The organism is Nocardioides dongkuii, assembly GCF_014127485.1.
In the GTDB taxonomy this organism is placed as follows: Bacteria; Actinomycetota; Actinomycetes; order Propionibacteriales; family Nocardioidaceae; genus Nocardioides; species Nocardioides dongkuii.
Map to the genome: position 1 here is coordinate 1364503 of NZ_CP059903.1, position 20928 is coordinate 1385430.

Genomic DNA, 20928 nt, shown 5'->3' on the forward strand with positions numbered 1-20928 from the left:
GCTCTCCTCACCCCCGTGCCGTGAGGAACCCCCGATTCGACCGTGAGGTAGGCCCAACTCGACCACGGGCCCGCCCGCCGCCGAATCGGGCGCGCACCGACCCGCCGGTAGCCTGGGACCCATGACCGCCATCAGCCTCGGCATGCCCGCGGCGCCCCCGCCGGTGCTCGCGCCGCGCCGCCCGACCCGTCAGATCCAGGTCGGCAAGGTCGGGGTCGGCAGCGACCACCCGGTCTCGGTGCAGTCGATGACGACGACGCTCACCTCCGACGTCAACGCCACCCTGCAGCAGATCGCCGAGCTGACCGCGTCCGGCTGCGACATCGTGCGCGTCGCGTGCCCGAGCCAGGACGACGCCGAGGCGCTGCCCGCCATCGCGCGCAAGAGCCAGATCCCGGTCATCGCCGACATCCACTTCCAGCCCAAGTACGTCTTCGCCGCGATCGAGGCGGGCTGCGCGGCCGTCCGGGTCAACCCCGGCAACATCCGCAAGTTCGACGACCAGGTCAAGGAGATCGCCCGGGCCGCCCGCGACCACGGCACCTCGATCCGGATCGGCGTCAACGCCGGCTCGCTCGACAAGCGGCTGCTGGAGAAGTACGGCAAGGCGACGCCCGAGGCGCTCGTGGAGTCGGCCAAGTGGGAGGCGGGCCTCTTCGAGGAGCACGGCTTCCGCGACTTCAAGATCTCGGTCAAGCACAACGACCCCGTCGTGATGGTCCGCGCCTACGAGCTGCTCGCCGCTGAGGGCGACTGGCCGCTGCACCTCGGCGTGACCGAGGCCGGCCCGGCGTTCCAGGGCACGATCAAGTCCGCGACCGCCTTCGGGGCGCTGCTCAGCAAGGGCATCGGCGACACCATCCGGGTCTCGCTCTCCGCGCCTCCGGTCGAGGAGGTCAAGGTCGGCATCCAGATCCTGCAGTCGCTGAACCTGCGGCCCCGCAAGCTCGAGATCGTCTCCTGCCCCTCCTGCGGGCGCGCGCAGGTCGACGTCTACACGCTGGCCGAGCAGGTGACCGCCGGGCTCGAGGGCATGGAGGTCCCGCTGCGGGTCGCCGTCATGGGATGCGTCGTCAACGGCCCCGGCGAGGCGCGCGAGGCCGACCTGGGCGTCGCCTCCGGCAACGGCAAGGGCCAGATCTTCGTCAAGGGCGAGGTCATCAAGACCGTGCCGGAGTCGCAGATCGTGGAGACGCTGATCGAGGAGGCGATGCGGATCGCCGAGGGCATGGAGGCCGTCGACGGTGCCGGCGCCGAGGTCACGGTCGGCTGACGCCGTGCCGGTGCGACGGCCGCGTCGTAGGCTTCGCCCGTGCTGACGACGCGTCACGGTGTGCGCCCCCTGGCGGCGGGCGATCTCGACGCGTTCCTCGAGCTGGTCGCGCTGGACCCGGTGGTCAACGTCTTCGCCGACTACCGCGCCCGCACCACCAACCTCGAGCCGCGCTGGCTGGGCGGCGAGATGTGGGGCCGCTTCGTCGGCGGTGAGCTGGTCGCCGCCTGCCACGTCGGCGCGAACCTGGTGCCGGTGCAGGCGACGGCCGACGACGCGCGCACCTTCGCCGAGCGCGCACTCACCCGCGGCCGCACCGTCTCCACGATCGTGGGCCCGCACGAGCCGGTCCGCGAGCTGTGGCACGCCGTCGCCGCGTCCTGGGGCCGGCCCCGCGAGGCGCGCTGGGAGCAGCCGCACCTGGAGATCCGGGACGCCCCGCTCGTCGCCCCCGACCCCGCCGTACGCCGGACCACGCGCGCCGACATGGACGAGCTCTACCCGGCGTGCGTGGCGATGTACACCGAGGAGGTCGGCGTCTCCCCGGAGCACGGCGGCGGTACGGACCTCTACCGCGCACGCGTCACGCAGCTGGTCAACCGCGGCTGGTCGTTCGCGCGCTTCGACGACGGCCGGCTGGTGTTCAAGGCCGAGGTCGCCTGCGCCTCGCCGTACGCCGCCCAGGTGCAGGGCGTCTGGGTGCCGGAGGACCGGCGCGGCGAGGGGCTCGCGGTGGCGGGGATGGCCGCGGTCGTGGAGCTGGTACGCCGCGAGGTCGCGCCGGTCGTCTCGCTCTACGTCAACGACTGGAACAACCCCGCGCGGCGGGCCTACGAGAGCGTCGGCTTCCGCGAGACGGCCCGGTTCTCCACGATCATGTTCTGACAGGGTGGCCGCGTGAGCCTCCCCATCAGCGCCAAGGTCGTCGTCGGCGCCTTCGCCGTCAGCGGCACCGTCCACCTCGTGAAGCCCGAGGTCTTCGAGACGGTCATGCCGTCGTGGGTGCCGGCGCACCGCGAGCTGATCTACGCCAGCGGGGTGGCGGAGCTGCTCTGCGCCGCCGGGATGGTGGCGCCGCGCACCCGCAAGGTCGCGGGCTACGCGAGCGCGCTGCTCCTGCTCGGCGTCTTCCCGGGCAACATCCAGATGGCCCAGGACGCCTCCCGCACCCGCAACCGGACCTTCCAGGCCGCGGCGTACGCGCGGCTCCCGCTGCAGGTGCCGATGATCCGGGCCGTGCTCGAGGCGGCCCGGACCGCCTGACCGGTCGGCCTGGTCAGGCCGCCCGCTCCTGGTGTGCCGGCTCGGTCGCGCCGGCCCGCTCGCAGTCGTCGCCGGCGCAGCGCACCAGCGCGTAGCGCGACCGGCCGTTGGCGCCCGCCACGATCGTGCGGTCGTCCTCCCAGAACCAGCCGCGGAACCACCCCTTCACCCGGTACGTCGCGAGCAGCGTGCCGTCGGCCCTCCGCATCCGCAGCTCGCGGGACCCGACGCCGTCGGTGAGCTTGTGCAGCGTCAGCAGCCGCGAGCCGTCGGGCGAGATCGAGGCGACCGCGTCCCGGCACGAGCGCCAGACCAGGTCGCTCGGGTCGGAGACCCGTGCGAGCCGGGTGCAGCCGCCGGCGTACGGGTCGCCGGCGATCCAGGCGAGCCGGTCGGAGCCGAGGTCACCGAGACCGGCCGCGCGACGCAGCACGGTGCGCACCCGGTCCGCGCCGGAGCGCCACACCAGGGTCCGGTCGGGGCCGTAGGTGGTCAGCAGCACCCGCCCGGTCTCGACGTCGAGCAGCTCGGCGTCCCCGCGGACGCGGCGGGTCGCGACGCTCCGCCCGGTGCGCGCGTCGATGACGGTCACCCGGCTGCCGCGGCCGGCGGGTCGCACGTGCACCAGCGTCTCCCCGTCGGCGCCGAGCAGCGCGTCGCCGTACGTGCGCCGGGCCAGCACCCGGGTGGACCCGTCGGGCCGCACCCGCAGCACCCGGGGGCCCGGTCCCCGGCCGCTGGAGACGGCCACGACGTACGCGCGACCCGACGTGCCGAGGAGTCGCACCTCCTCGGCCGCGACCGGGATCCGGCGGCCGCCGTCGACGATCGTGGAGCCGACGACGTGGGGCGCCGACGGCGCCGGACCGCGGTCCAGGGCGCCGGGCCGGACGTCGACCGCAGGGGCCGCAGCGGGGGCAGCGGCGGCGGGCGCGACGGGGCCGAGGACGGCGGCGCTCGCGGCCAGGACGACGGACAGCAGGCTCAGGGGGATTCGCATGCGGGGAAGACGCGGACGCGCCCGAAATGGTTGTGATCGCAGGGGATAACGTTGCCGCCCATGAGCACCTCCCGGATCCTGCGCATGTCGAGCCTGTTCGTGCGGACGCTGCGCGACGACCCGGCCGACGCGGAGGTGCCCAGCCACCGGCTGCTCGTCCGGGCGGGCTACATCCGCCGTGCGGCGCCCGGCATCTACACCTGGCTGCCGCTGGGCCTGAGGGTGCTGCGCAAGATCGAGGCGATCGTGCGCGATGAGATGGACGGCATCGGCGCCCAGGAGCTCTCCTTCCCGGCGCTGCTGCCGCGCGAGCCCTACGAGGCCAGCAACCGCTGGACCCAGTACGGCGACAACCTGTTCCGCCTCAAGGACCGCAAGGGCGGGGACTACCTGCTCGGCCCGACCCACGAGGAGATGTTCACCCTCCTGGTGAAGGACCTGTACTCCTCGTACAAGGACCTGCCGCTCGCGATCTACCAGATCCAGACCAAGTACCGCGACGAGTCGCGGCCGCGCGCCGGCGTGCTCCGCGGGCGCGAGTTCACGATGAAGGACTCCTACTCCTTCGACATCGACGACGCCGGCCTCGACGAGAGCTACCAGAGGCACCGCGACGCCTACGTCCGGATCTTCGACCGGCTGGGCTTCGACTACGCGATCGTCAAAGCGACGTCGGGCGCGATGGGCGGCTCGAAGTCCGAGGAGTTCCTCGCCAAGGCCGCCGTCGGCGAGGACACCTACGTGCGCTGCACGAGCTGCGACTACGCCGCCAACGTCGAGGCGGTCCAGGTCCGCCCGCCCAGCCCCGTGCCGTACGACGACGCGCCGGTCGCCCACGCGGAGAAGACGCCCGACACCCCCACGATCCAGACGCTCGTCGACCACCTGAACGCGGCGTACCCCCGCGCCGACCGGCCCTGGCACGCCGGCGACACCCTGAAGAACGTCCTGGTGATGCTCAAGCACGCCGACGGCACCCGCGAGCCGGTCGCCATCGGCGTGCCCGGCGACCGCGAGGTCGACCAGAAGCGGCTCGAGGGGCAGCTGGAGCCGACCGAGGTCGAGCCGTTCGACGAGACCGAGTTCGCCAAGCACCCCAGCCTGGTCAAGGGCTACATCGGCCCCGGCGCGCTGGGGGAGGAGAACGCCTCCGGCATCCGCTACCTCGTCGACCCCCGCGTCGTCGAGGGCACCCGCTGGGTCACCGGCGCCGACGTCGACGGGAGCCACGTCCTCGACCTGGTCGCCGGCCGCGACTTCACCCCCGACGGCACCATCGAGGCCGCGGAGGTCCGCGACGGCGACCCGTGCCCCGCCTGCGCCGACGGCGTGCTCGAGACCGCGCGCGGCATCGAGATGGGCCACATCTTCCAGCTCGGCCGCCTGTACGCCGAGGCGCTGGACCTCAAGGTCCTCGACGAGAACGGCAAGCTCGTCACCGTCACCATGGGCTCCTACGGCATCGGCTGCACCCGCGCGGTCGCGGCGATCGCCGAGGGCACCCTCGACGAGTCCGGGCTGTGCTGGCCGCGCAACGTCGCGCCCGCCGACGTGCACCTGGTCGCCGCCGGCAAGGACGAGGCGATCTTCGCCGCGGCCGAGCGGATCGCCCACGGCCTCGCCGAGCAGGGCGTCGAGGTGCTCTACGACGACCGCGCCGGCAAGGTCAGCCCCGGCGTGAAGTTCAAGGACGCCGAGCTGATCGGCGTCCCCACCGTCGTCGTGGTCGGCAAGAGCCTGGCGGAGTCCGGCACCGTCGAGGTCCGCGACCGCCGCACCGGCGAGCGCGAGGCCGTCGTCGCCGACCACGCGATCGACCACCTGGTCCGGCTGGTCCGCGCCTGACCCGGACCTGACCCGGCGGGCTCAGGTGCCCGGCAGGACCTCGGGCTCCGCGCCGAACGTCAGGCCCCGCACCGCCGCGTCGGTCAGCGCGCCGATCGCCCACCGGCGGAGCGACCCGGTGCTGCTGCCCACGAGGTGGGCGTACGTCGCGGCGCAGGCCGCCTCGACCCGGCGCGCCTGCTCGCGCACGACGGCGACGTCGTCGAGCCGCGGCGGCACGTCGTACGCCGGGGCGGCCGCGGGCGGCGTCTCGCCGAGGTCGCGCATCCGGGCCACCAGCTGGTCGCGGCGGGCGCGGTGCTGGGCGTACGCCGCCACGAGCGCGGCGTGCAGCTCGGGCTGCGCGGTCGCCGACGTCTGCGCGCCGAGGACGCCGTACACGTAGATCGCGGCGTGCTCGGCCTGGACCGCAGCCCGCAGCGCGGCGGCGGCGGTCACGATCCGCCCCCCGCCCCGCGGGGCCGGGGTGCCGGCAGGGCGAGCTGCTGGGCCACGGCCGCGGACATCGAGGCGAGCACGCGCGCCAGCTCGCCGCTCTCGGCCTGCACCGACCAGTCCGCGAGCCGGCGCTGGAGCCGCTCCTCGCGGCTGCGCACCTGCGCCGCGGTCATCGACGCGACGCCGCCCTCGACTGGCTCGTCGGCGCCCAGCTCGGCGAGGTGCCGGCGGTGCAGGCGGGCGAGCGGCCGCAGCGCCGCCCGGTCCCGCGGGGGCACCGCCGAGGTCGCGGCGAGAGCGGTGGAGAGCGCCGTGACGACCGTCTCCACCAGGTCGGCGTCGGCGTCGGCGGGGGGCTCGGACGGCTCCCCGGAGCCCGGCGCGGGGTCGGACCGCGGGTCGAGGTCGTCGAGGTCGCAACCACCGACGGCGACCAGCCCGAGGAGCGCCGCGCCGACCGCCGTACGGCGGGTGGCGGCGGGTGGTCGGGCGGGCACGGCGCGACCCTACCGCCGGGGTGGCGCGCCGTCGCGCAGCGGCTAGGGTGGCCCGACGAGGACCAGCACGACAACAGAACAGGGAGGTCGACGACCGTGAGCAGTGCCCAGCAGGACGCCCTCCGTGAGCGGATCGAGGCGGAGCTCGCCGACCCTCTCCGCGCCATGGGCATCGACGTCGAGGGCGTCGAGATCACCCCGGCCGGCAAGCGGCGCGTGCTGCGCGTCGCGGTCGACCAGGACGGCGGCGTGACGCTCGACGACGTCGCCGCCGCGACCCGCGAGGTCGAGCGCGTGCTCGACGCCTCCGACGTCATGGGGGAGCACCCCTACACCCTCGAGGTGACCTCGCGCGGCGTGGACCGCCCGCTCACCCTGCCGCGCCACTGGCGCCGCAACGTCGACCGCCTCGTGCGCGTCGTCCTCACCGACGGCACCACCGTCACGGGACGGGTGGTGTCCTCCGTGGACGCCCCCGACGGCACCGTCACCCTCGACGTCGCGGGCGCCCACCACGAGGTCGGCTACGCCGACGTCGACAAGGCGCTCGTGCAGATCGAGTTCAACCGCAAGACCGAGGAGACCTGATGGACATCGACCTGAGCATCCTGCGGATGCTGGAGCGGGAGAAGGAGATCTCCTTCGAGGTGCTCGTCGAGGCGATCGAGCAGGCCCTGCTCACGGCGTACCACAAGACGCCGGGCGCCCAGGAGCACGCGCGGGTCACCCTGGACCGCAAGTCCGGCCACGTCACCGTGATGGTCCGCGAGACCGACGACGACGGCCAGCTGGTCGGCGACGAGTACGAGGACACCCCGCAGGGGTTCGGCCGGATCGCGGCGACGACCGCGAAGCAGATCATGCTGCAGCGGCTCCGCGACGCCGAGGATGACATCCGCTTCGGGGAGTTCTCCGGCAAGGAGGGCGACATCGTCTCCGGTGTCATCCAGCAGGGCCGCAACCCCGACGACGTGCTGGTCGACCTCGGCAAGCTCGAGGCGATGCTGCCGGTGAGCGAGCGGGTTCCCGGCGAGGACTACAGCCACGGCACGCGGATCAAGTGCCTCGTCGTCTCCGTGCGCAAGGGCATGCGCGGTCCGCAGATCACCCTGTCGCGCTCGCACCCGAGCCTGGTGAAGAAGCTCTTCGCGCTCGAGGTGCCCGAGATCGCCGACGGCACCGTCGAGATCGCCGCCATCGCCCGCGAGGCGGGTCACCGCACGAAGATCGCGGTCAAGTCCACGGCGTCCGGCGTGAACCCCAAGGGTGCGTGCATCGGCCCGATGGGCCAGCGGGTGCGCAACGTGATGGCCGAGCTGCACGGCGAGAAGATCGACATCGTCGACTGGTCCGAGGACCCCGCGGAGATGGTGGCGCACGCGCTCTCGCCCGCCCGGGCCACCTCGGTCGAGATCATCGACGCCGAGGCGCGCTCCGCCCGGGTGGTCGTCCCCGACTTCCAGCTCTCGCTCGCGATCGGCAAGGAGGGGCAGAACGCCCGCCTGGCCGCCCGCCTCACCGGCTGGCGCATCGACATCCGCTCCGACGAGGAGCCGGCCGACGCCGACGCCTGATCGCGGTCAGCGGGCCCGCGTGGCGGCGACCCGCTCGACCACCAGCTCGGGGACCAGGTGGTCGTCGAGGGCGGTCGAGCGGTCGGGGAAGTCGAAGACCGCCACCATCAGCTGCATCGGGTACGTCGGCGGGGCGGCGCACCGACGTACCTCGCGGCCGTCGACGGTGAAGACGGCCTCGCGCTCGTCCCAGTCGACGGCGTAGGTGTGCGGGCGGGTGACGTCGACGGCGAGGCGCGGTGCCGCGAAGTCCTGGGTCAGCGCGGGGTCGCGGAACGCCTTGACGCCCACGCCGACCTCGGCGCTGGCCGGTGACCGGTCCACGGCGTCGCCGAAGACCTCGAAGACGCACAGCTCACCGGAGCGCAGCTGGTCGCGGTCGTCCTCGAGCCCGGTGAGCCACAGCGCCGCCATCGATCGCGGCGAGAGCGTCATCCGGGCCTGGACCTCCACGCGCCCGGGCCCCACCAGCAGCCCTTCGAAGGTCGGCTGCTCCTCGCGGACGACCTGGCCCTCGCGGAAACGCTGCTGACCGCGCGCCGAGCCCACCGGACCCGACCAGCTCGCGGTCTGCAGCCCTGAGACCCGGATCGGGGGCTCGTGGTCGCCCGCGCACCAGAGCGGATGGTCGATGGGGACGTCGAGGACGAGCCCCTCCTGCCCGATCCGGAAGGACGCGGCCGACTCGGCCCGGGAGCTCCAAGCAGGCAGGTAGTGGGGGAGCCACACGCCGGTGTCCAGCGTCGGCCCGCGGAAGTCGTCGCTGAAGTCCGGTGAGAAATCCGGGGAGAAGTCCACCGAACCAGGCTAGGCGCGGGCACCGACAGCGCTCCCGGTTCGGTCCCGGGCGCCAGTCGCGGTAGGGTTGTTGCGCAGTGGCTCGCCAACACACCTCACCGGCATGCCCGGACCCCGACCCCTCGCTGGGGCCGATCCGGACGTGCATCGGGTGTCGGAAGCGGGCCACGCGACGCGAGTTGTTGCGGGTGACCGTCGGCTCGGACGCGCACGGCCACCCGGCCGTCACGCCCGATCCGCGCGGCACCGCTCCGGGACGGGGTGCCCACCTGCACCCCACGATCGGATGCTTCGACCTCGCGGTGCGGCGGAAGGCGTTCGCCCGCGCGCTGCGGTTCTCCGCAGCCGGGGGCCCGGGGCTCTCCACCACCCTGGTAGCTGAGCACCTCGCCGCGCACCACGACCCAGCAGGACCGACCGACAGAAACTGGAGCAGCAGCTCATGAGCACTCGATGAGTACTTCCCGATGAGTTTGCACAACCACTAACGGTCTCGATCACCACCCCCGGACACCAGAGCCTGGCGGGTCTCGAGGCCAGAAGGAGAAACGTGGCCAAGACCCGAGTACACGAGCTCGCCAAGGAGTTCGGCGTCGAGAGCAAGTTTGTTCTCGAGAAGTTCAAGGAGATGGGGGAGTTCGTCAAGTCGGCGAGCTCCACTGTCGAGCTGCCGGCGGAGATGCGCTTCCGCAAGGAGGTCGGCGCGTCGCTGAAGGCTGCGGCCCCGGCCGCCCCCGCCGAGGCACCCGCCGCCCCCAAGCCCGCCAAGCCCGCCGAGAAGGCTGCTCCGGCCCCCGCTGCCGAGGCCCCCGCCGCTCCGGCCCCCGCTGCCGAGGCCCCCGCCGCTCCGGCTCCCGCCCGGGCCGCCGGTCGCCCCGGTCCTCGGCCGGGCCCGCAGGCCCCTGCCGAGAAGGCCCCGGCTGCGCAGGCCCCGGTCGAGAAGGCTCCCGAGCCGGCCCCCGCGCCGCCCGCCGAGAAGCCGGCGGAGCCCGAGGCTCCCGCCGCGGCCGCCCCGGCTGCCCCGGCGACGCCCAAGGGCCCGACCCCGGCTCCGCGCCCGGTCGGTCGCCCCGGTGCGCCTCGCCCCGGCAACAACCCGTTCGCGCCCAGCCAGGGCATGGGCCGTCGTCCCGCTGCTCCGCCGCGCGACCCGGCTGCTGCCCCGGACGCCGGAGCCCCGCCCGCCGCGGGCGACCAGCGTCCGCCGCGGCCCCCGGCCGCCCGTGAGGGTGGCGCTCCGGGTCGTCCCGGCATGCCCCGCCCCAACCCGGCGATGATGCCCAAGTCCCCGGCCGCCTTCGGTGGTGGCCCCGGCGGTCGTGGCCCCGGTGGTCCGGGTGCCGGTCGTCCGGGTGCTCCCGGTCGCGGTGGCCCCGGTGCCGGTCGTCCGGGTGCTCCCGGTCGCGGTGGCCCCGGCGGCGGTGCCGGCGCGGGTGCGCCGGGTCGTCCCGGCAGCTTCCCCAGCGGTGGTCGTCCCTCTCGTCCCGGCCAGCGCGGTCAGACCCAGGGTGCCTTCGGTCGCCCCGGTGGTCCCTCGCGTCGTGGTCGCAAGTCGAAGCGGGCGCGTCGTCAGGAGTTCGAGGCGATGCAGGCCCCGACGATCGGCGGCGTGCGCGTCCGCAAGGGCGACGGCGAGACCGTCCGCCTGCCGCGTGGCGCCTCGCTGACCGACTTCGCCGAGCGCATCGGCGTCGACGCGGCTCAGCTCGTGCAGATGCTGTTCAGCCTCGGCGAGATGGTCACCGCGACCGAGTCGGTCAACGACGAGACCCTTGAGCTGATCGGCGAGGAGCTCAACTACGTCGTGCAGATCGTCTCCCCGGAGGACGAGGACCGCGAGCTGCTCGAGTCCTTCGACCTCGAGTTCGGTGAGGACGAGGGCGACGAGTCCGACTTGGTCGTGCGGCCCCCGGTCGTCACGGTCATGGGTCACGTCGACCACGGCAAGACCAAGCTCCTCGACGCGCTGCGCAACGCCAACGTCGTCGACAAGGAGGCCGGTGGCATCACCCAGCACATCGGTGCCTACCAGGTCGCGGCCGAGGTCGACGGCACCGAGCGTCGGATCACCTTCATCGACACCCCCGGTCACGAGGCGTTCACCGCCATGCGTGCCCGTGGTGCCCAGGCGACCGACATCGCGATCCTCGTGGTGGCGGCCGACGACGGCGTGATGCCGCAGACGGTCGAGGCGCTCAACCACGCCAAGGCCGCGGGCGTCCCGATCGTCGTGGCGGTCAACAAGATCGACAAGCCGGACGCCGACCCGACCAAGGTCCGCGGTCAGCTGACCGAGTACGGCCTGGTGCCCGAGGAGTACGGCGGCGACTCGATGTTCGTCGACGTCTCGGCGAAGTCGGGGCTCAACCTCGACAAGCTGCTCGAGGCGGTCATCCTGACGGCCGACGCGTCCCTGGACCTGCGGGCCAACCCCACGCAGGACGCCCAGGGCCTGGTCGTCGAGGCGCACCTGGACCGCGGTCGCGGCCCGGTGGCCACGGTGCTGGTCCAGCGCGGCACGCTGCGCGTCGGCGACTCGCTCGTGGCGGGTCCGGCGTACGGCCGGGTCCGGGCCATGCTCGACGAGCACGGCGAGAACATCACCGAGGCCTACCCCTCGCGTCCCGCCATGGTGCTGGGCCTGACCGCCGTCCCCGGCGCCGGTCAGAACTTCATCGTGGTCGACGACGACCGGATGGCACGCCAGATCGCCGAGAAGCGTGAGTCCCGTGAGCGGGCGGCCATGCAGGCCAAGCGCCGCGTCCGCCGCACGCTCGAGGACTTCATGGCCTCCATGGAGAAGGGTGCGAGCCAGGAGCTCAACCTGATCCTCAAGGGCGACGTGTCGGGCTCGGTCGAGGCCCTCGAGGACTCGCTGTCCCAGATCGACGTCGGCGAGGAGGTCCACATCCGGGTCATCGACCGCGGTGTGGGCGCGATCACCGAGACCAACGTCGACCTGGCGGCCGCCTCCGACGCCATCATCATCGGCTTCAACGTCCGGCCCCAGGGCAAGGCGACCGAGATGGCCGACAAGGAGGGCGTGGAGATCCGGTACTACTCGGTGATCTACCAGGCCATCGAGGAGATCGAGGCGGCGCTCAAGGGCATGCTCAAGCCCGAGTTCGAGGAGTCGACCCTGGGTCAGGCGGAGATCCGCGCGATCTTCCGCTCGTCCAAGATCGGCAACATCGCGGGCTGCATGGTCACCGGCGGCGTGATCCGCCGCAACGCCAAGGTCCGGGTCATCCGCGACGGCAACGTCGTGGCCGACAACCTCGACCTCGCCTCGCTGAAGCGGGAGAGGGACGACGCCTCCGAGGTCCGCGAGGGCTTCGAGTGCGGTCTGGTCCTGCGGAACTTCCAGGACATCAAGGAGGGCGACATCATCGAGGCCTTCGAGATGCGGGAGATCCCCCGCGCCTGATCCACCCGTACGTCGGCGGGGCCCCGCTCGGGGTCCCGCCGACGTCCGATTTCGTCCCCGTTGAGAAGGTAGGAACATGAGCAGCCCACGCGTCCGCAAGATCGCCGACCGCATCCAGGTGATCGTGGCCGAGATGCTGGAGCGACGGGTCAAGGACCCGCGCCTCGGGTTCGTCACCATCACCGACGTCCGCCTCACCGGCGACTCCCAGCAGGCCACGATCTTCTACACCGTGCTCGACGCCACGGGGGACGACGAGGCGGCCCTGGCCGCCACCGCTGCCGCGCTGGAGTCCGCCAAGGGCCTGCTGCGCTCCGAGGTCGCCAAGCAGCTCGGCATGCGGATCGTCCCGACGCTGACCTTCGTCGCCGACGCGCTCCCGGAGACCGCGCGCCACCTTGACGAGGTGCTGGCGCGCGCCCGGGCGCTGGACGAGGAGGTCGCGGCCCGGCGCCGCGAGACCTACGCCGGCGAGCCCGACCCGTACAAGAAGCCCCGCGTCGCCGACAGCGAGCCCGACGACGAGCCGGGGGAGCCCGGCGACCCCGCCGGCCCGGCGGAGCCGATCGACCCGGTCGACCCCGAGGACGTCGAGAAGTCGTGACCACCCCCGGCCTGGTCGTCGTCGACAAGCCGGGCGGCATCACCTCCCACGACGTGGTGGCCCGGGTGCGCCGGCTGGCCGGCACCCGCAAGGTCGGCCACGCCGGCACCCTCGACCCGATGGCCACCGGCGTGCTGGTCCTCGGCGTGGACCGGGCGACCCGGCTCCTCGGGCACCTGATGCTCACCGAGAAGGGGTACGACGCCACGGTGCGGCTCGGCGTCGCCACGACGACCGACGACGCCGAGGGCGAGGTGGTCGCGACCACGCCGGCCGCGCACCTGGACGAGGCGGCGGTCCGCGCGAGGTTCGCGGAGCTCGTCGGCGACATCGAGCAGGTGCCGACGGCGGTCTCGGCGATCAAGGTCGACGGCAAGCGCGCCTACCAGCGGGTCCGCGACGGCGAGGAGGTCGAGCTGAAGGCGCGGCCGGTCACCGTCCACGAGCTGGTGGTGCGGGACGTCCGCCCGGGGGACGGCGTGCTCGACGTCGACATCTCGCTGCGCTGCTCCAGTGGCACCTACGTCCGCGCGATCGCCCGCGACGTCGGCGCCGCGCTGGGCGTCGGGGGCCACCTGACCGCCCTGCGCCGCACCGCCGTCGGCCCCTACGACCTCGGGGTCGCGCGCACCCTGGACGAGCTCGCCGAGGACTTCGCGGTGCTGCCGATCGCCGCGGCGGCGCGCGCGGCGTTCCCGGCCGTCGACCTCGACGAGGACCAGGCCGGCGACGTCCGGGTGGGCCGCCCGCTGGACCTGCCGCTGGACGGGCTGGCCGGCGTCTTCGCCCCCGACGGGGAGTTCCTCGCCCTCTACGAGCCGCGGGACGGCCGGGCTCGACCGGTCGCCGTCTTCGTCTGAGCCGGCGCTGAGTAGGGTTCCTCGCGTGCAGATCTGGCGATCGCTCGACGACGTGCCGCCCGGCCTCGGCCGTACCGCCGTCGTCATCGGCAACTTCGACGGCGTCCACCTCGGGCACCGTCAGGTGCTGTCGCGGGCGCGCGAGCTCGCCGACGAGCGCGGGCTCACGCTGGTGGCGGTCACCTTCGACCCGCACCCGATGGCGGTGCTGCGCCCCGAGCACGCCCCGAGCACGCTGACCTCGATGGAGCTGCGCGCCGAGCTGCTCGCCGAGGCGGGCGCCGACGCCGTCCTGGCAGTGCCCTTCGACCGAGACGTCGCCACCTGGACCCCCGAGGAGTTCGTGCAGCGGGTCGTGGTCGACGCACTGGGTGCGGCCGCGGTCGTCGTCGGCGCCAACTTCCGGTTCGGGTCACGGGCCGCGGGCGACGTCGCCCTGCTCCGCGCCGAGGGGGAGCGGCTCGGGTTCACCGCCGAGGGCATCCCGCTCGACGGCGGACCGATGGTGTGGTCCTCGACGTACGTCCGGACCTGCCTGGCCACCGGTGACGTCGCCGGCGCCGCCCAGGCCCTGGGTCGTCCGTACGCCGTGCGCGGCGTCGTCGTCCGCGGCGACCAGCGGGGCCGCGAGCTCGGCTACCCGACGGCCAACGTGCCCACCGACGGCCTGACGGCGGCGCCCGCCGACGGCGTGTACGCCGGCTGGCTGGTGCGCCTGGACACCGGCGAGCGGTTCCCCGCCGCGATCAGCGTCGGCACCAACCCCACCTTCGACGGGGTACGGGCGCGGCGCGTGGAGAGCTACGTGCTGGACCGCACCGACCTGGAGCTCTACGGCGTGGAGGTCGAGGTCTCCTTCGTCGACCGGCTGCGTGGCATGGTCGCCTTCGACTCCGTCGAGGCGCTCGTGGAGCAGATGGACGACGATGTCCGCCGCGCGCGCGAGATGCTGGTCCCGTGACGTCCACGCACCGGGAGGACGTCCTCGCCGAGACCGAGGCGTGGTTCCAGCACCACGGGCTGGCCTACTTCGTGCCCGAGCAGCGCGCCGGCGCCCGGGCGGCGCTGCGGCCCCGGCGGCTGGTCCCGCTGCTGGCGCTCACGGCGCTCGCCGCGGCCGCCATCGCGGTGGCGGTCTCGCTGCTGGCCGACGAGCTCAGCTTCCTGCCGGCGATCCTGTGGACCGCCTTCGGGCTGGTCGCCGCGTGGTACGCCCTGACCGCGCTGGAGGCCCGGCCGATCGTCGCCTGGGCGCTGTCCCGGACCTTCGGCAGCCTGCGCACCCTGCTGCCGATGATGACGCGGGCACTGCCGCTGCTGCTGGTCTTCGTGACCTTCCTGTTCATCAACGCCGAGGTCTGGCAGGTCTCGGCGTACCTCGACGGCGGCAAGCTCTGGCTGGTCGCCCTGCTCTTCGGCACCCTGGCCGTCGCGTTCCTGCTGGTGCGGCTGCCCGAGGAGGTCGACCGCACCGACGACCACGTCGACGAGGAGCTGCTGCTGAAGTCGACCGCCGACACCCCGCTCGAGGAGGCCGCCCGTGCGCTGGTGGCCGACCCGGACGCCGACCCCGCGTCGTACGCCGAGGTCAGCGGCTTCGAGCGCTGGAACCTGATCCTGGTCCTGGTGATCATCCAGGCCACCCAGGTGCTGCTGCTCTCCGTCACGGTCTTCGCGTTCTTCATGATCTTCGGCGGCATCATCATGGACGAGGCGATCGTCGCCACCTGGACCGGCAGTCCGGACCAGGTGCACGCGCTCGGCTGGGCCCCCAGCCTGACCGTCGAGCTCGTCCAGGTCTCGGTGTTCCTGGCGGCGTTCTCGAGCCTCTACCTCACGGTCTCGACGGTGACCGACGAGACCTACCGCGAGCAGTTCTTCGGCAGCGTCCTGCACGAGCTGGAGCGGGCGGTCGGCGTCCGCGCGATCTACCTGGCCCTGCGACACTCAACCCTTAAGTCTACCGACTAACTGATGTTAGCATCCGGGCATGTCCCGCGATGGCATCACCCGACGCACCCTGCTGGCCGCCTCGGCCGCCGGTGCGACCCTGGCCTCCACTGCCGGCACCCTCGCCGGCACCACCTGGCGCGCCGTCGCCGGGGCGCCCGCGATCCTCAAGCCGCTGCCACCCGAGTGGTTCGTCGACTTCGGCACGAACGCCGAGATGCGTTGGGAGTCGGTCGACCCGCGCCGCTACCTCACCGCGCCCTCGCACCTCTTCGTCCGCAACCACACGGTGACCCCGACGATCGACGCGTCGTCGTACCGCCTGCGCATCCTCGGTGACGCGGTGGCGGGGGAGCGCTCGCTGTCGCTGCGCGACCTGCACCGGTTCCGGCCCGTCGAGGTGACCACCGTGCACGAGTGCACCGGCAACGGGCGCAGCTTCTTCGGCAGCCAGCAGGGCGAGACGGTGAGCGGCACCGCCTGGACCCTCGGCGCGGTCGGCACCGTCACCTGGCAGGGCGTCCGGCTCGCCGACGTGCTCCGGGCCGCCGGCGTGCGCCGCGACGCGGTCTCGGTGCAGGCGACCGGGCTCGACCCGTCGTTCGTCTCCGGGGGAGTCGACCACGGGCCGGTGCGGCGGCCGTTCCCGATCGTCAAGGCGTACGACGACGCGCTGCTCGCCTGGGGGATGAACGGCCGGCCGCTGCTGCCCGACCACGGCTACCCGCTGCGGCTGGTGCTGCCCGGCTGGGTGGGCATCGCGAGCATCAAGTGGCTCGGGTCGCTGGAGGTGTCGACGACCGAGCTGACCTCGCCGTGGAACACCAGGTGGTACCGGATGTCCGGGGGCGCCTACCCCGCCGACGCGCCGCCGCTGACCCTCAACCCGGTGCGCTCGGCGTGGGAGCTGCCGTGGGACGCCACGCTCCCGCGGCGCCGCCGGCTGGAGCTCACGGGGCGGTCCTGGAGCGGCGCCGGCCCGATCGCACGGGTCGACGTCAGCCTGGACGGCGGCCGCACCTGGTCGCACGCCCGGCTGCGGGACCGCCCGCGCGGGGCGGCGTGGACCCGCTGGTCGGTGGCGTGGGACCGGCCGACGCCGGGCGCCCACACCCTGCTGGCGCGCGCGACCGACGTGCACGGCCGCACCCAGCCCGACGTCACGCCGTACAACTCCCAGGGCTACTTCTTCGACGCGGTGGTGCGGCACCCCGTCACGGTCGCCTAGGGCTCAGGCGGGCCTCAGGCGTCGAGGTCCTTCTCGACGAGCGCCGCGATCGCGTCGACGTCGGCCTGGTCCTCGCCCGAGACCTCGACGGTGTCCCCGCGGCCGGCCCCGAGGGTCATGATCAGCAGGGCCGAGGCGGCGTCGACGGGCTCGTCTCCCGGGATCCCGATGAGGACCTCGGAGTCGAGCTCGCCGGCCGCCTCGGAGATGATCGCGGCGGGGCGGGCGTGCAGGCCGACGGCAGAGCCGACGACGACGGACTTGGTGGGCATGGTGCTCCTTCTGGTGGGGGTCCGGTACGCCGCTCAGGCGGCGGCGGTGGTGGAGTCGGTGCTGGCGCGGGTGGCGGGGTCGGTGGTGGCCGGCTTCCTGCCGATGGACTTCAGGACGATGACGGCGGCGGCGCCGACCAGCACGCCGGCGGCCAGGGAGACGAGGAACCACAGGACGCCGTCGACCGCGAACAGCACGAAGATGCCGCCGTGCGGCGCCCGCACGCTGACGTCGAACGCCTGCGAGAGCCCGCCGGTGACCGCGCTGCCGGCCATGATCGCCGGGATGACGCGCAGCGGGTCGGCCGCGGCGAACGGGATGGCGCCCTCGGTGATGAACGAGGCCCCGAGCAGCCAGCCCGCCTTGCCGTTCTCGCGCTCGGGCACCGAGAAGAGCCCGGGGCGGAGGACGGTCGCGAGCGCCAGGGCGATCGGCGGGACCATGCCGGCCAGCATCACGGCGGCCATGATCCGGAGCTCGGGGGCGTCGGTCGCCAGCGAGGCGCCGCCGACGCCCGCGGCGGCGAAGCTGTAGGCGACCTTGTTGAGCGGGCCGCCCATGTCGAAGGCCATCATCAGGCCGAGCACGACGCCGAGCAGGATCGCGCTGCTGCCGGACATCGAGCTCAGCCCGTCCTCGAGCTGGCCCATCAGCCAGCTGATCGGCCGGCCGAGCAGCACCAGCATCAGGCCGCCGGCGAGCACGCTGGCGAGCAGCGGGATGACCAGCACCGGCATCAGGCCGCGGGCCCAGGCCGGGACCTGCCAGCTCGCGATCCAGTGCGCGATCAGGCCGGCGAGCACGCCGCCCACGATGGCACCGAGGAACCCGGTGGCGGGGTAGGCGCTGCCGCCCTCCGCACCGATGGTGTTGGCGGCGAGGCCACCCAGCACGAAGCCGGGCGCGATGCCGGGCCGGTCCGCGATCGCGTAGGCGATGTAGCCCGCGAGCGCGGGGATGAAGAAGGCGAAGGCGGTCTGCCCGATCACCAGGAACAGGGCGCCGATGTAGGCGAGCAGCCCGGACCCGAAGAGCGCGTGGTCCAGGCCCAGCGCGGCGGGGTCGGGGAGGTCCCACAGGGAGTTGTCGATGACGATCGCCCGGCCGTGGTCGACGATCTCGTAGCCGCCGAGCAGGAAGGCCAGCGCGATCAGCAGGCCGCCGGCCGCGACGAACGGGATCATGTAGGAGACGCCGGTCATCAGCACCCGGCGGGTGCGTCCGCCCCACGACTCGCCGGCACCGGCGGTCGCGTCGCCGCCGCCGCCGCTCGAGGAGGAGCCCTCGACGCGCGGGGCGCCGGGGTCGTCGGCGTACCGCAGCGCCTCGGCGATCATCGCGTCGGCGTCGTCGATGGGGCGCTTTACGCCCGAGGAGACCACCGGCTTGCCGGCGAAGCGGTGCCGGTCGCGGACCCCGACGTCGACGGCGAAGATCACCGCGGCGGCCGCCTCGATGGTGGCCGGCGCGAGCGGCTTGGCGCCCGCGGACCCCTGGGTCTCGACGGCGAGCTCGACGCCGGCGCGCTCCGCGGCGGCCTCGAGGGCCTCGGCCGCCATGTAGGTGTGCGCGATGCCGGTCGGGCACGCGGTCACCGCCACCAGCCGGCGCCCCGCCGTGGGCGCGGCGGCCGGGGGAGCGGCGTCCTGCGGGGCGGCCTCCTGCGGCGCGGACGCGGGTGCGGGAGCCGTCTTCTTCGCCGGGGGCGTGGCGCCGAGGACGTGCGCGACCTCCGCGACGACCTCCTCGACGGTCTCGGCTGCGCGGAGCGAGTCGGTGAAGGCGGGCTTCACCAGCGCCCGGGCCAGCTTGGTGAGCAGCTGGAGGTGGGTCGCGTCGCCGCCGGCGGGCGCGGTGATGAGGAAGGCGAGGTCGGCGGGGCCGTCCTTGGCGCCGAAGTCGACGGGCGGGGAGAGCCGCGCGAAGACGAGCGTGGGCTCCTCGACCGCGGCGGTGCGGCAGTGCGGGATCGCGATGCCGCCGGGAAGCCCGGTCGGCGCGGTCTCCTCGCGGGCGAGGGCGTCGGCGACGAGCTGCTCGACGTCGCTGGTACGGCCGGCGTCGGCGACGACGCCCGCGAGCGCGCGGATGACCGCGTGCTTGTCGGTGCCGAGGTCCGCGTCGAGGCGGACCAGGGCCGTGGTGATCAGGTCGGACATCTACTCTCCCGAGACGAGATGGAGTTCGCGGACCGCGACGAGCTCGTCGCGGACCTGCGTGGGCTGGGGGATGGTCGTTCCGGGGAGGCCGGCGGCGGCGCTGCCGTAGGCGACCGCGAGGGCGAGGCGGCGGGCGGGGGGGAGGCGGCGGATCTCCCCCAGGAGGTAGCCGAAGAGGCTGGAGTCACCCGCTCCGACGGTGCTGACCACCTCGGTCGGCGGCGGGGTCGCGTGCCAGGCGCCGTCGCGGGTGACCAGGACGGCGCCGTGGGCGCCCAGGGTCGCCAGCACGGTCTCGACGCCCCGCTCGACCAGCGTCGCCGCCGCCGAGGCCGCGGCGGCCGGGTCGGACTCGAGCAGGTCGGCGTCGCCGCCGGTGAAGGAGGCGAGCTCCTCGCCGTTGGGCTTCATCAGGTGGGGCGCGGCGTCCCCGAGCCGCTCGACCAGCGCGCGCAGCGGGGCGTCGCTGGTGTCGACGGCCAGGCGGGCGCCGGTGTCGCGCAGGGCGGCGACCAGGTCGGCGTACCACCCGACCGGCGCGCCGGGGGGCAGCGAGCCGGCGAGCACGACCCAGTCCGCCGAGGCCGCGCGGCGGCGCAGGGACGCCGTCAGCTCGCGCAGGACCTCGGGGGTCACGGTCGGGCCGGGGGAGTTGAGCTTGGTGGTCGTGCCGTCGGGCTCGGAGATGGTGATGTTGACCCGCAGGACGCCGTCGGTGGGCACGGGCCGGCAGTCGATGCCGGCGGAGAGCAGCTCGAGGACGTAGGGGTCGTCCTTGGCCGCGGGCAGCACCGCGATCGAGGGGATCCCGGCGGCGACGGAGGCGCGCGAGATGTTCACGCCCTTGCCGCCGGCCTGGGAGAGCACCGACTCCGCCCGCAGCACCGCCCCGCGCTCCAGGGGGCCGCCGAGGGTGACGGTGCGGTCGTGGCTGGGGTTCGGGGTCAGCGTGACGATCATGCGGACACGACCTCCACGCCGGCGTCGACGAGCTCCTGCTCGTCGTCGGCGTCGATGCCGGTGTCGGTCACCAGGACATCGACCTCGGCGAGGGAGGCGAAGCGGACCGGGGACTCCACGCCGACCTTGCTCGCGTCGGCGAGCACGACGACCTGCCGGGCGCTGTGCACCATGGCGCGCTTGACCGCGGCCTCGTCGGGGTCGGGCGTGGAGAGCCCGTGCTCGGTGGTCACGCCGTTGGTGCCCAGGAAGACGACGTCGGCGCGCAGCCGCTCGAGGGCCGCGACGGTGTCGGCCCCGACGGCGGCCTGGGTGGTGGAGCGGACCCGCCCCGGCAGCAGGTGCAGCTCGACCTGCGCGTGGGAGGCGAGTCGCGCCGCGATGGGGACCGCGTGGGTGAGGACGACGAGGCGGTGGTCGCGGGGGAGCATGCTCGCGAACCGGTTGGTCGTGGAGCCGGCGTCGAGCAGCACCGTCGAACCGGCGGGCGGCAGCAGGTCGAGCGCGGCCTTGGCGATCCGCTCCTTCTGCGGCGTGTTCGCCTGGTCGCGCTCCAGCAGCCCGGACTCGATCACCGCGAGGGTGCTGGCGGGGACGGCGCCGCCGTGCACGCGGCGTACCAGGCCCATCCGCTCGAGGGCGGAGAGGTCGCGGCGGACGGTCTCGGTCGTGACGTCGTAGCGCTCGGAGAGCGCGTTGACCGACAGCCGTCCGCGCTCGGCCACGAGCTGGGCCATCGCCTGCTGGCGCTCCTCGGCGTACATTGGTCGCCACCTCTC

Annotated in this window: 21 protein-coding genes; 13 read left to right on the forward strand and 8 right to left on the reverse strand. The window is 73.9% G+C overall.

From position 1 onward, the window contains the following. Window positions 1-121 precede the first annotated feature (121 nt). The 3 genes from ispG to H4O22_RS06645 are packed head-to-tail and all read left to right on the forward strand — an operon-like array spanning window position 122 to window position 2536. The gene (gene ispG / locus H4O22_RS06635) at window positions 122-1273 is read left to right on the forward strand and encodes a flavodoxin-dependent (E)-4-hydroxy-3-methylbut-2-enyl-diphosphate synthase (protein ID WP_182526228.1); all 1152 of its coding nucleotides are present in this window, start codon (window positions 122-124) and stop codon (window positions 1271-1273) included. Window positions 1274-1312: 39 nt separating this feature from the next. Next, a complete protein-coding gene (locus H4O22_RS06640) occupies window positions 1313-2158 on the forward strand; it encodes a GNAT family N-acetyltransferase (RefSeq protein WP_182526229.1) in 846 nt (281 codons plus the stop codon). Between the two features lie 12 nt (window positions 2159-2170). Further along, window positions 2171-2536 carry a DoxX family protein gene (locus tag H4O22_RS06645; RefSeq protein WP_182526230.1) on the forward strand — a complete coding sequence of 122 codons (366 nt, stop codon included), beginning with the start codon at window positions 2171-2173 and terminating at the stop codon, window positions 2534-2536. A 13-nt stretch (window positions 2537-2549) separates the two neighbouring features. On the opposite strand, the gene H4O22_RS06650 is transcribed toward H4O22_RS06645, so the two are convergent. After that, complete coding sequence (locus tag H4O22_RS06650) at window positions 2550-3536, reverse strand: hypothetical protein (RefSeq protein WP_182526231.1); 987 nt, start codon at window positions 3534-3536, stop codon at window positions 2550-2552. 60 nt (window positions 3537-3596) lie between these two features. On the opposite strand from H4O22_RS06650, the gene H4O22_RS06655 reads away from it, so the two are divergent. After that, window positions 3597-5381: a proline--tRNA ligase gene (locus tag H4O22_RS06655; RefSeq protein ID WP_244963135.1), complete on the forward strand. Its 1785-nt coding sequence runs from the start codon at window positions 3597-3599 to the stop codon at window positions 5379-5381. A 21-nt stretch (window positions 5382-5402) separates the two neighbouring features. Here the strand turns inward: H4O22_RS06655 and H4O22_RS06660 are convergent, their stop codons facing one another. After that, the gene (locus H4O22_RS06660; protein WP_182526232.1) at window positions 5403-5819 is read right to left on the reverse strand and encodes a ferritin-like domain-containing protein; all 417 of its coding nucleotides are present in this window, start codon (window positions 5817-5819) and stop codon (window positions 5403-5405) included. After that, entirely contained in the window at window positions 5816-6316 is a 501-nt protein-coding gene (locus H4O22_RS06665; protein ID WP_182526233.1) for a hypothetical protein, read from the reverse strand. Before H4O22_RS06665 ends, H4O22_RS06660 begins: the two co-directional genes overlap by 4 nt. Before the next feature lie 96 nt (window positions 6317-6412). On the opposite strand from H4O22_RS06665, the gene rimP reads away from it, so the two are divergent. Together rimP and nusA are read left to right on the forward strand one after the other, a co-directional pair. Continuing rightward, window positions 6413-6904: a ribosome maturation factor RimP gene (gene rimP, locus H4O22_RS06670; RefSeq protein WP_182526234.1), complete on the forward strand. Its 492-nt coding sequence runs from the start codon at window positions 6413-6415 to the stop codon at window positions 6902-6904. After that, window positions 6904-7890 (forward strand): transcription termination factor NusA, encoded by a 987-nt coding sequence (gene nusA, locus H4O22_RS06675; protein WP_182526235.1) that lies wholly within the window; start codon window positions 6904-6906, stop codon window positions 7888-7890. Before rimP ends, nusA begins: the two co-directional genes overlap by 1 nt. A 6-nt stretch (window positions 7891-7896) precedes the next feature. Here nusA and H4O22_RS06680 read toward each other — a convergent pair whose 3' ends face one another. Next, window positions 7897-8688 (reverse strand): glycoside hydrolase family 16 protein, encoded by a 792-nt coding sequence (locus H4O22_RS06680; RefSeq protein WP_182526236.1) that lies wholly within the window; start codon window positions 8686-8688, stop codon window positions 7897-7899. A 77-nt stretch (window positions 8689-8765) separates the two neighbouring features. On the opposite strand from H4O22_RS06680, the gene H4O22_RS06685 reads away from it, so the two are divergent. From H4O22_RS06685 to H4O22_RS06715, 7 genes are all read left to right on the forward strand, one after another. Beyond that, window positions 8766-9134, forward strand: coding sequence for a YlxR family protein (locus H4O22_RS06685; protein ID WP_182526237.1), 369 nt, complete (start codon window positions 8766-8768; stop codon window positions 9132-9134). A 104-nt stretch (window positions 9135-9238) separates the two neighbouring features. Next, window positions 9239-12115, forward strand: coding sequence for a translation initiation factor IF-2 (gene infB / locus H4O22_RS06690; protein ID WP_182526238.1), 2877 nt, complete (start codon window positions 9239-9241; stop codon window positions 12113-12115). 76 nt (window positions 12116-12191) lie between these two features. Next, window positions 12192-12719 (forward strand): 30S ribosome-binding factor RbfA, encoded by a 528-nt coding sequence (gene rbfA, locus H4O22_RS06695; protein ID WP_182526239.1) that lies wholly within the window; start codon window positions 12192-12194, stop codon window positions 12717-12719. After that, a complete protein-coding gene (truB, locus tag H4O22_RS06700; protein WP_182526240.1) occupies window positions 12716-13579 on the forward strand; it encodes a tRNA pseudouridine(55) synthase TruB in 864 nt (287 codons plus the stop codon). Before rbfA ends, truB begins: the two co-directional genes overlap by 4 nt. Before the next feature lie 25 nt (window positions 13580-13604). Beyond that, window positions 13605-14540, forward strand: coding sequence for a bifunctional riboflavin kinase/FAD synthetase (locus H4O22_RS06705; RefSeq protein ID WP_182526241.1), 936 nt, complete (start codon window positions 13605-13607; stop codon window positions 14538-14540). After that, window positions 14537-15550: a hypothetical protein gene (locus H4O22_RS06710; RefSeq protein ID WP_182526242.1), complete on the forward strand. Its 1014-nt coding sequence runs from the start codon at window positions 14537-14539 to the stop codon at window positions 15548-15550. Before H4O22_RS06705 ends, H4O22_RS06710 begins: the two co-directional genes overlap by 4 nt. Before the next feature lie 19 nt (window positions 15551-15569). Then, complete coding sequence (locus H4O22_RS06715) at window positions 15570-16757, forward strand: sulfite oxidase (protein WP_182526243.1); 1188 nt, start codon at window positions 15570-15572, stop codon at window positions 16755-16757. 14 nt (window positions 16758-16771) lie between these two features. Here the strand turns inward: H4O22_RS06715 and H4O22_RS06720 are convergent, their stop codons facing one another. From H4O22_RS06720 to H4O22_RS06735, 4 genes are read right to left on the reverse strand one after another with little or no spacing between them, the layout of a single operon-like run. Next, a complete protein-coding gene (locus H4O22_RS06720) occupies window positions 16772-17029 on the reverse strand; it encodes an HPr family phosphocarrier protein (protein ID WP_182526244.1) in 258 nt (85 codons plus the stop codon). Between the two features lie 33 nt (window positions 17030-17062). Further along, window positions 17063-19189, reverse strand: a complete 2127-nt coding sequence (locus H4O22_RS06725) for a PTS fructose transporter subunit IIABC (protein WP_182526245.1) — start codon at window positions 19187-19189, stop codon at window positions 17063-17065. Continuing rightward, complete coding sequence (locus H4O22_RS06730) at window positions 19190-20149, reverse strand: 1-phosphofructokinase family hexose kinase (RefSeq protein ID WP_182526246.1); 960 nt, start codon at window positions 20147-20149, stop codon at window positions 19190-19192. Continuing rightward, window positions 20146-20913, reverse strand: a complete 768-nt coding sequence (locus H4O22_RS06735; protein WP_182526247.1) for a DeoR/GlpR family DNA-binding transcription regulator — start codon at window positions 20911-20913, stop codon at window positions 20146-20148. The genes H4O22_RS06730 and H4O22_RS06735 overlap by 4 nt, the downstream gene beginning before the upstream one ends. Window positions 20914-20928 lie beyond the last annotated feature (15 nt).

What these genes read in the sequence shown, in the direction of transcription:
- H4O22_RS06650 (WP_182526231.1), bottom strand. Translation starts at nt 3,536, where the DNA reads ATGCGAATCCCCCTGAGCCTGCTGTCCGTCGTCCTGGCCGCGAGCGCC.
- ispG (WP_182526228.1), top strand. Translation starts at nt 122, where the DNA reads ATGACCGCCATCAGCCTCGGCATGCCCGCGGCGCCCCCGCCGGTGCTC.
- H4O22_RS06715 (WP_182526243.1), top strand. Translation starts at nt 15,570, where the DNA reads ATGTCCCGCGATGGCATCACCCGACGCACCCTGCTGGCCGCCTCGGCC.
- H4O22_RS06720 (WP_182526244.1), bottom strand. Translation starts at nt 17,029, where the DNA reads ATGCCCACCAAGTCCGTCGTCGTCGGCTCTGCCGTCGGCCTGCACGCC.
- nusA (WP_182526235.1), top strand. Translation starts at nt 6,904, where the DNA reads ATGGACATCGACCTGAGCATCCTGCGGATGCTGGAGCGGGAGAAGGAG.
- H4O22_RS06655 (WP_244963135.1), top strand. Translation starts at nt 3,597, where the DNA reads ATGAGCACCTCCCGGATCCTGCGCATGTCGAGCCTGTTCGTGCGGACG.
- H4O22_RS06730 (WP_182526246.1), bottom strand. Translation starts at nt 20,149, where the DNA reads ATGATCGTCACGCTGACCCCGAACCCCAGCCACGACCGCACCGTCACC.
- H4O22_RS06725 (WP_182526245.1), bottom strand. Translation starts at nt 19,189, where the DNA reads ATGTCCGACCTGATCACCACGGCCCTGGTCCGCCTCGACGCGGACCTC.
- H4O22_RS06735 (WP_182526247.1), bottom strand. Translation starts at nt 20,913, where the DNA reads ATGTACGCCGAGGAGCGCCAGCAGGCGATGGCCCAGCTCGTGGCCGAG.
- rbfA (WP_182526239.1), top strand. Translation starts at nt 12,192, where the DNA reads ATGAGCAGCCCACGCGTCCGCAAGATCGCCGACCGCATCCAGGTGATC.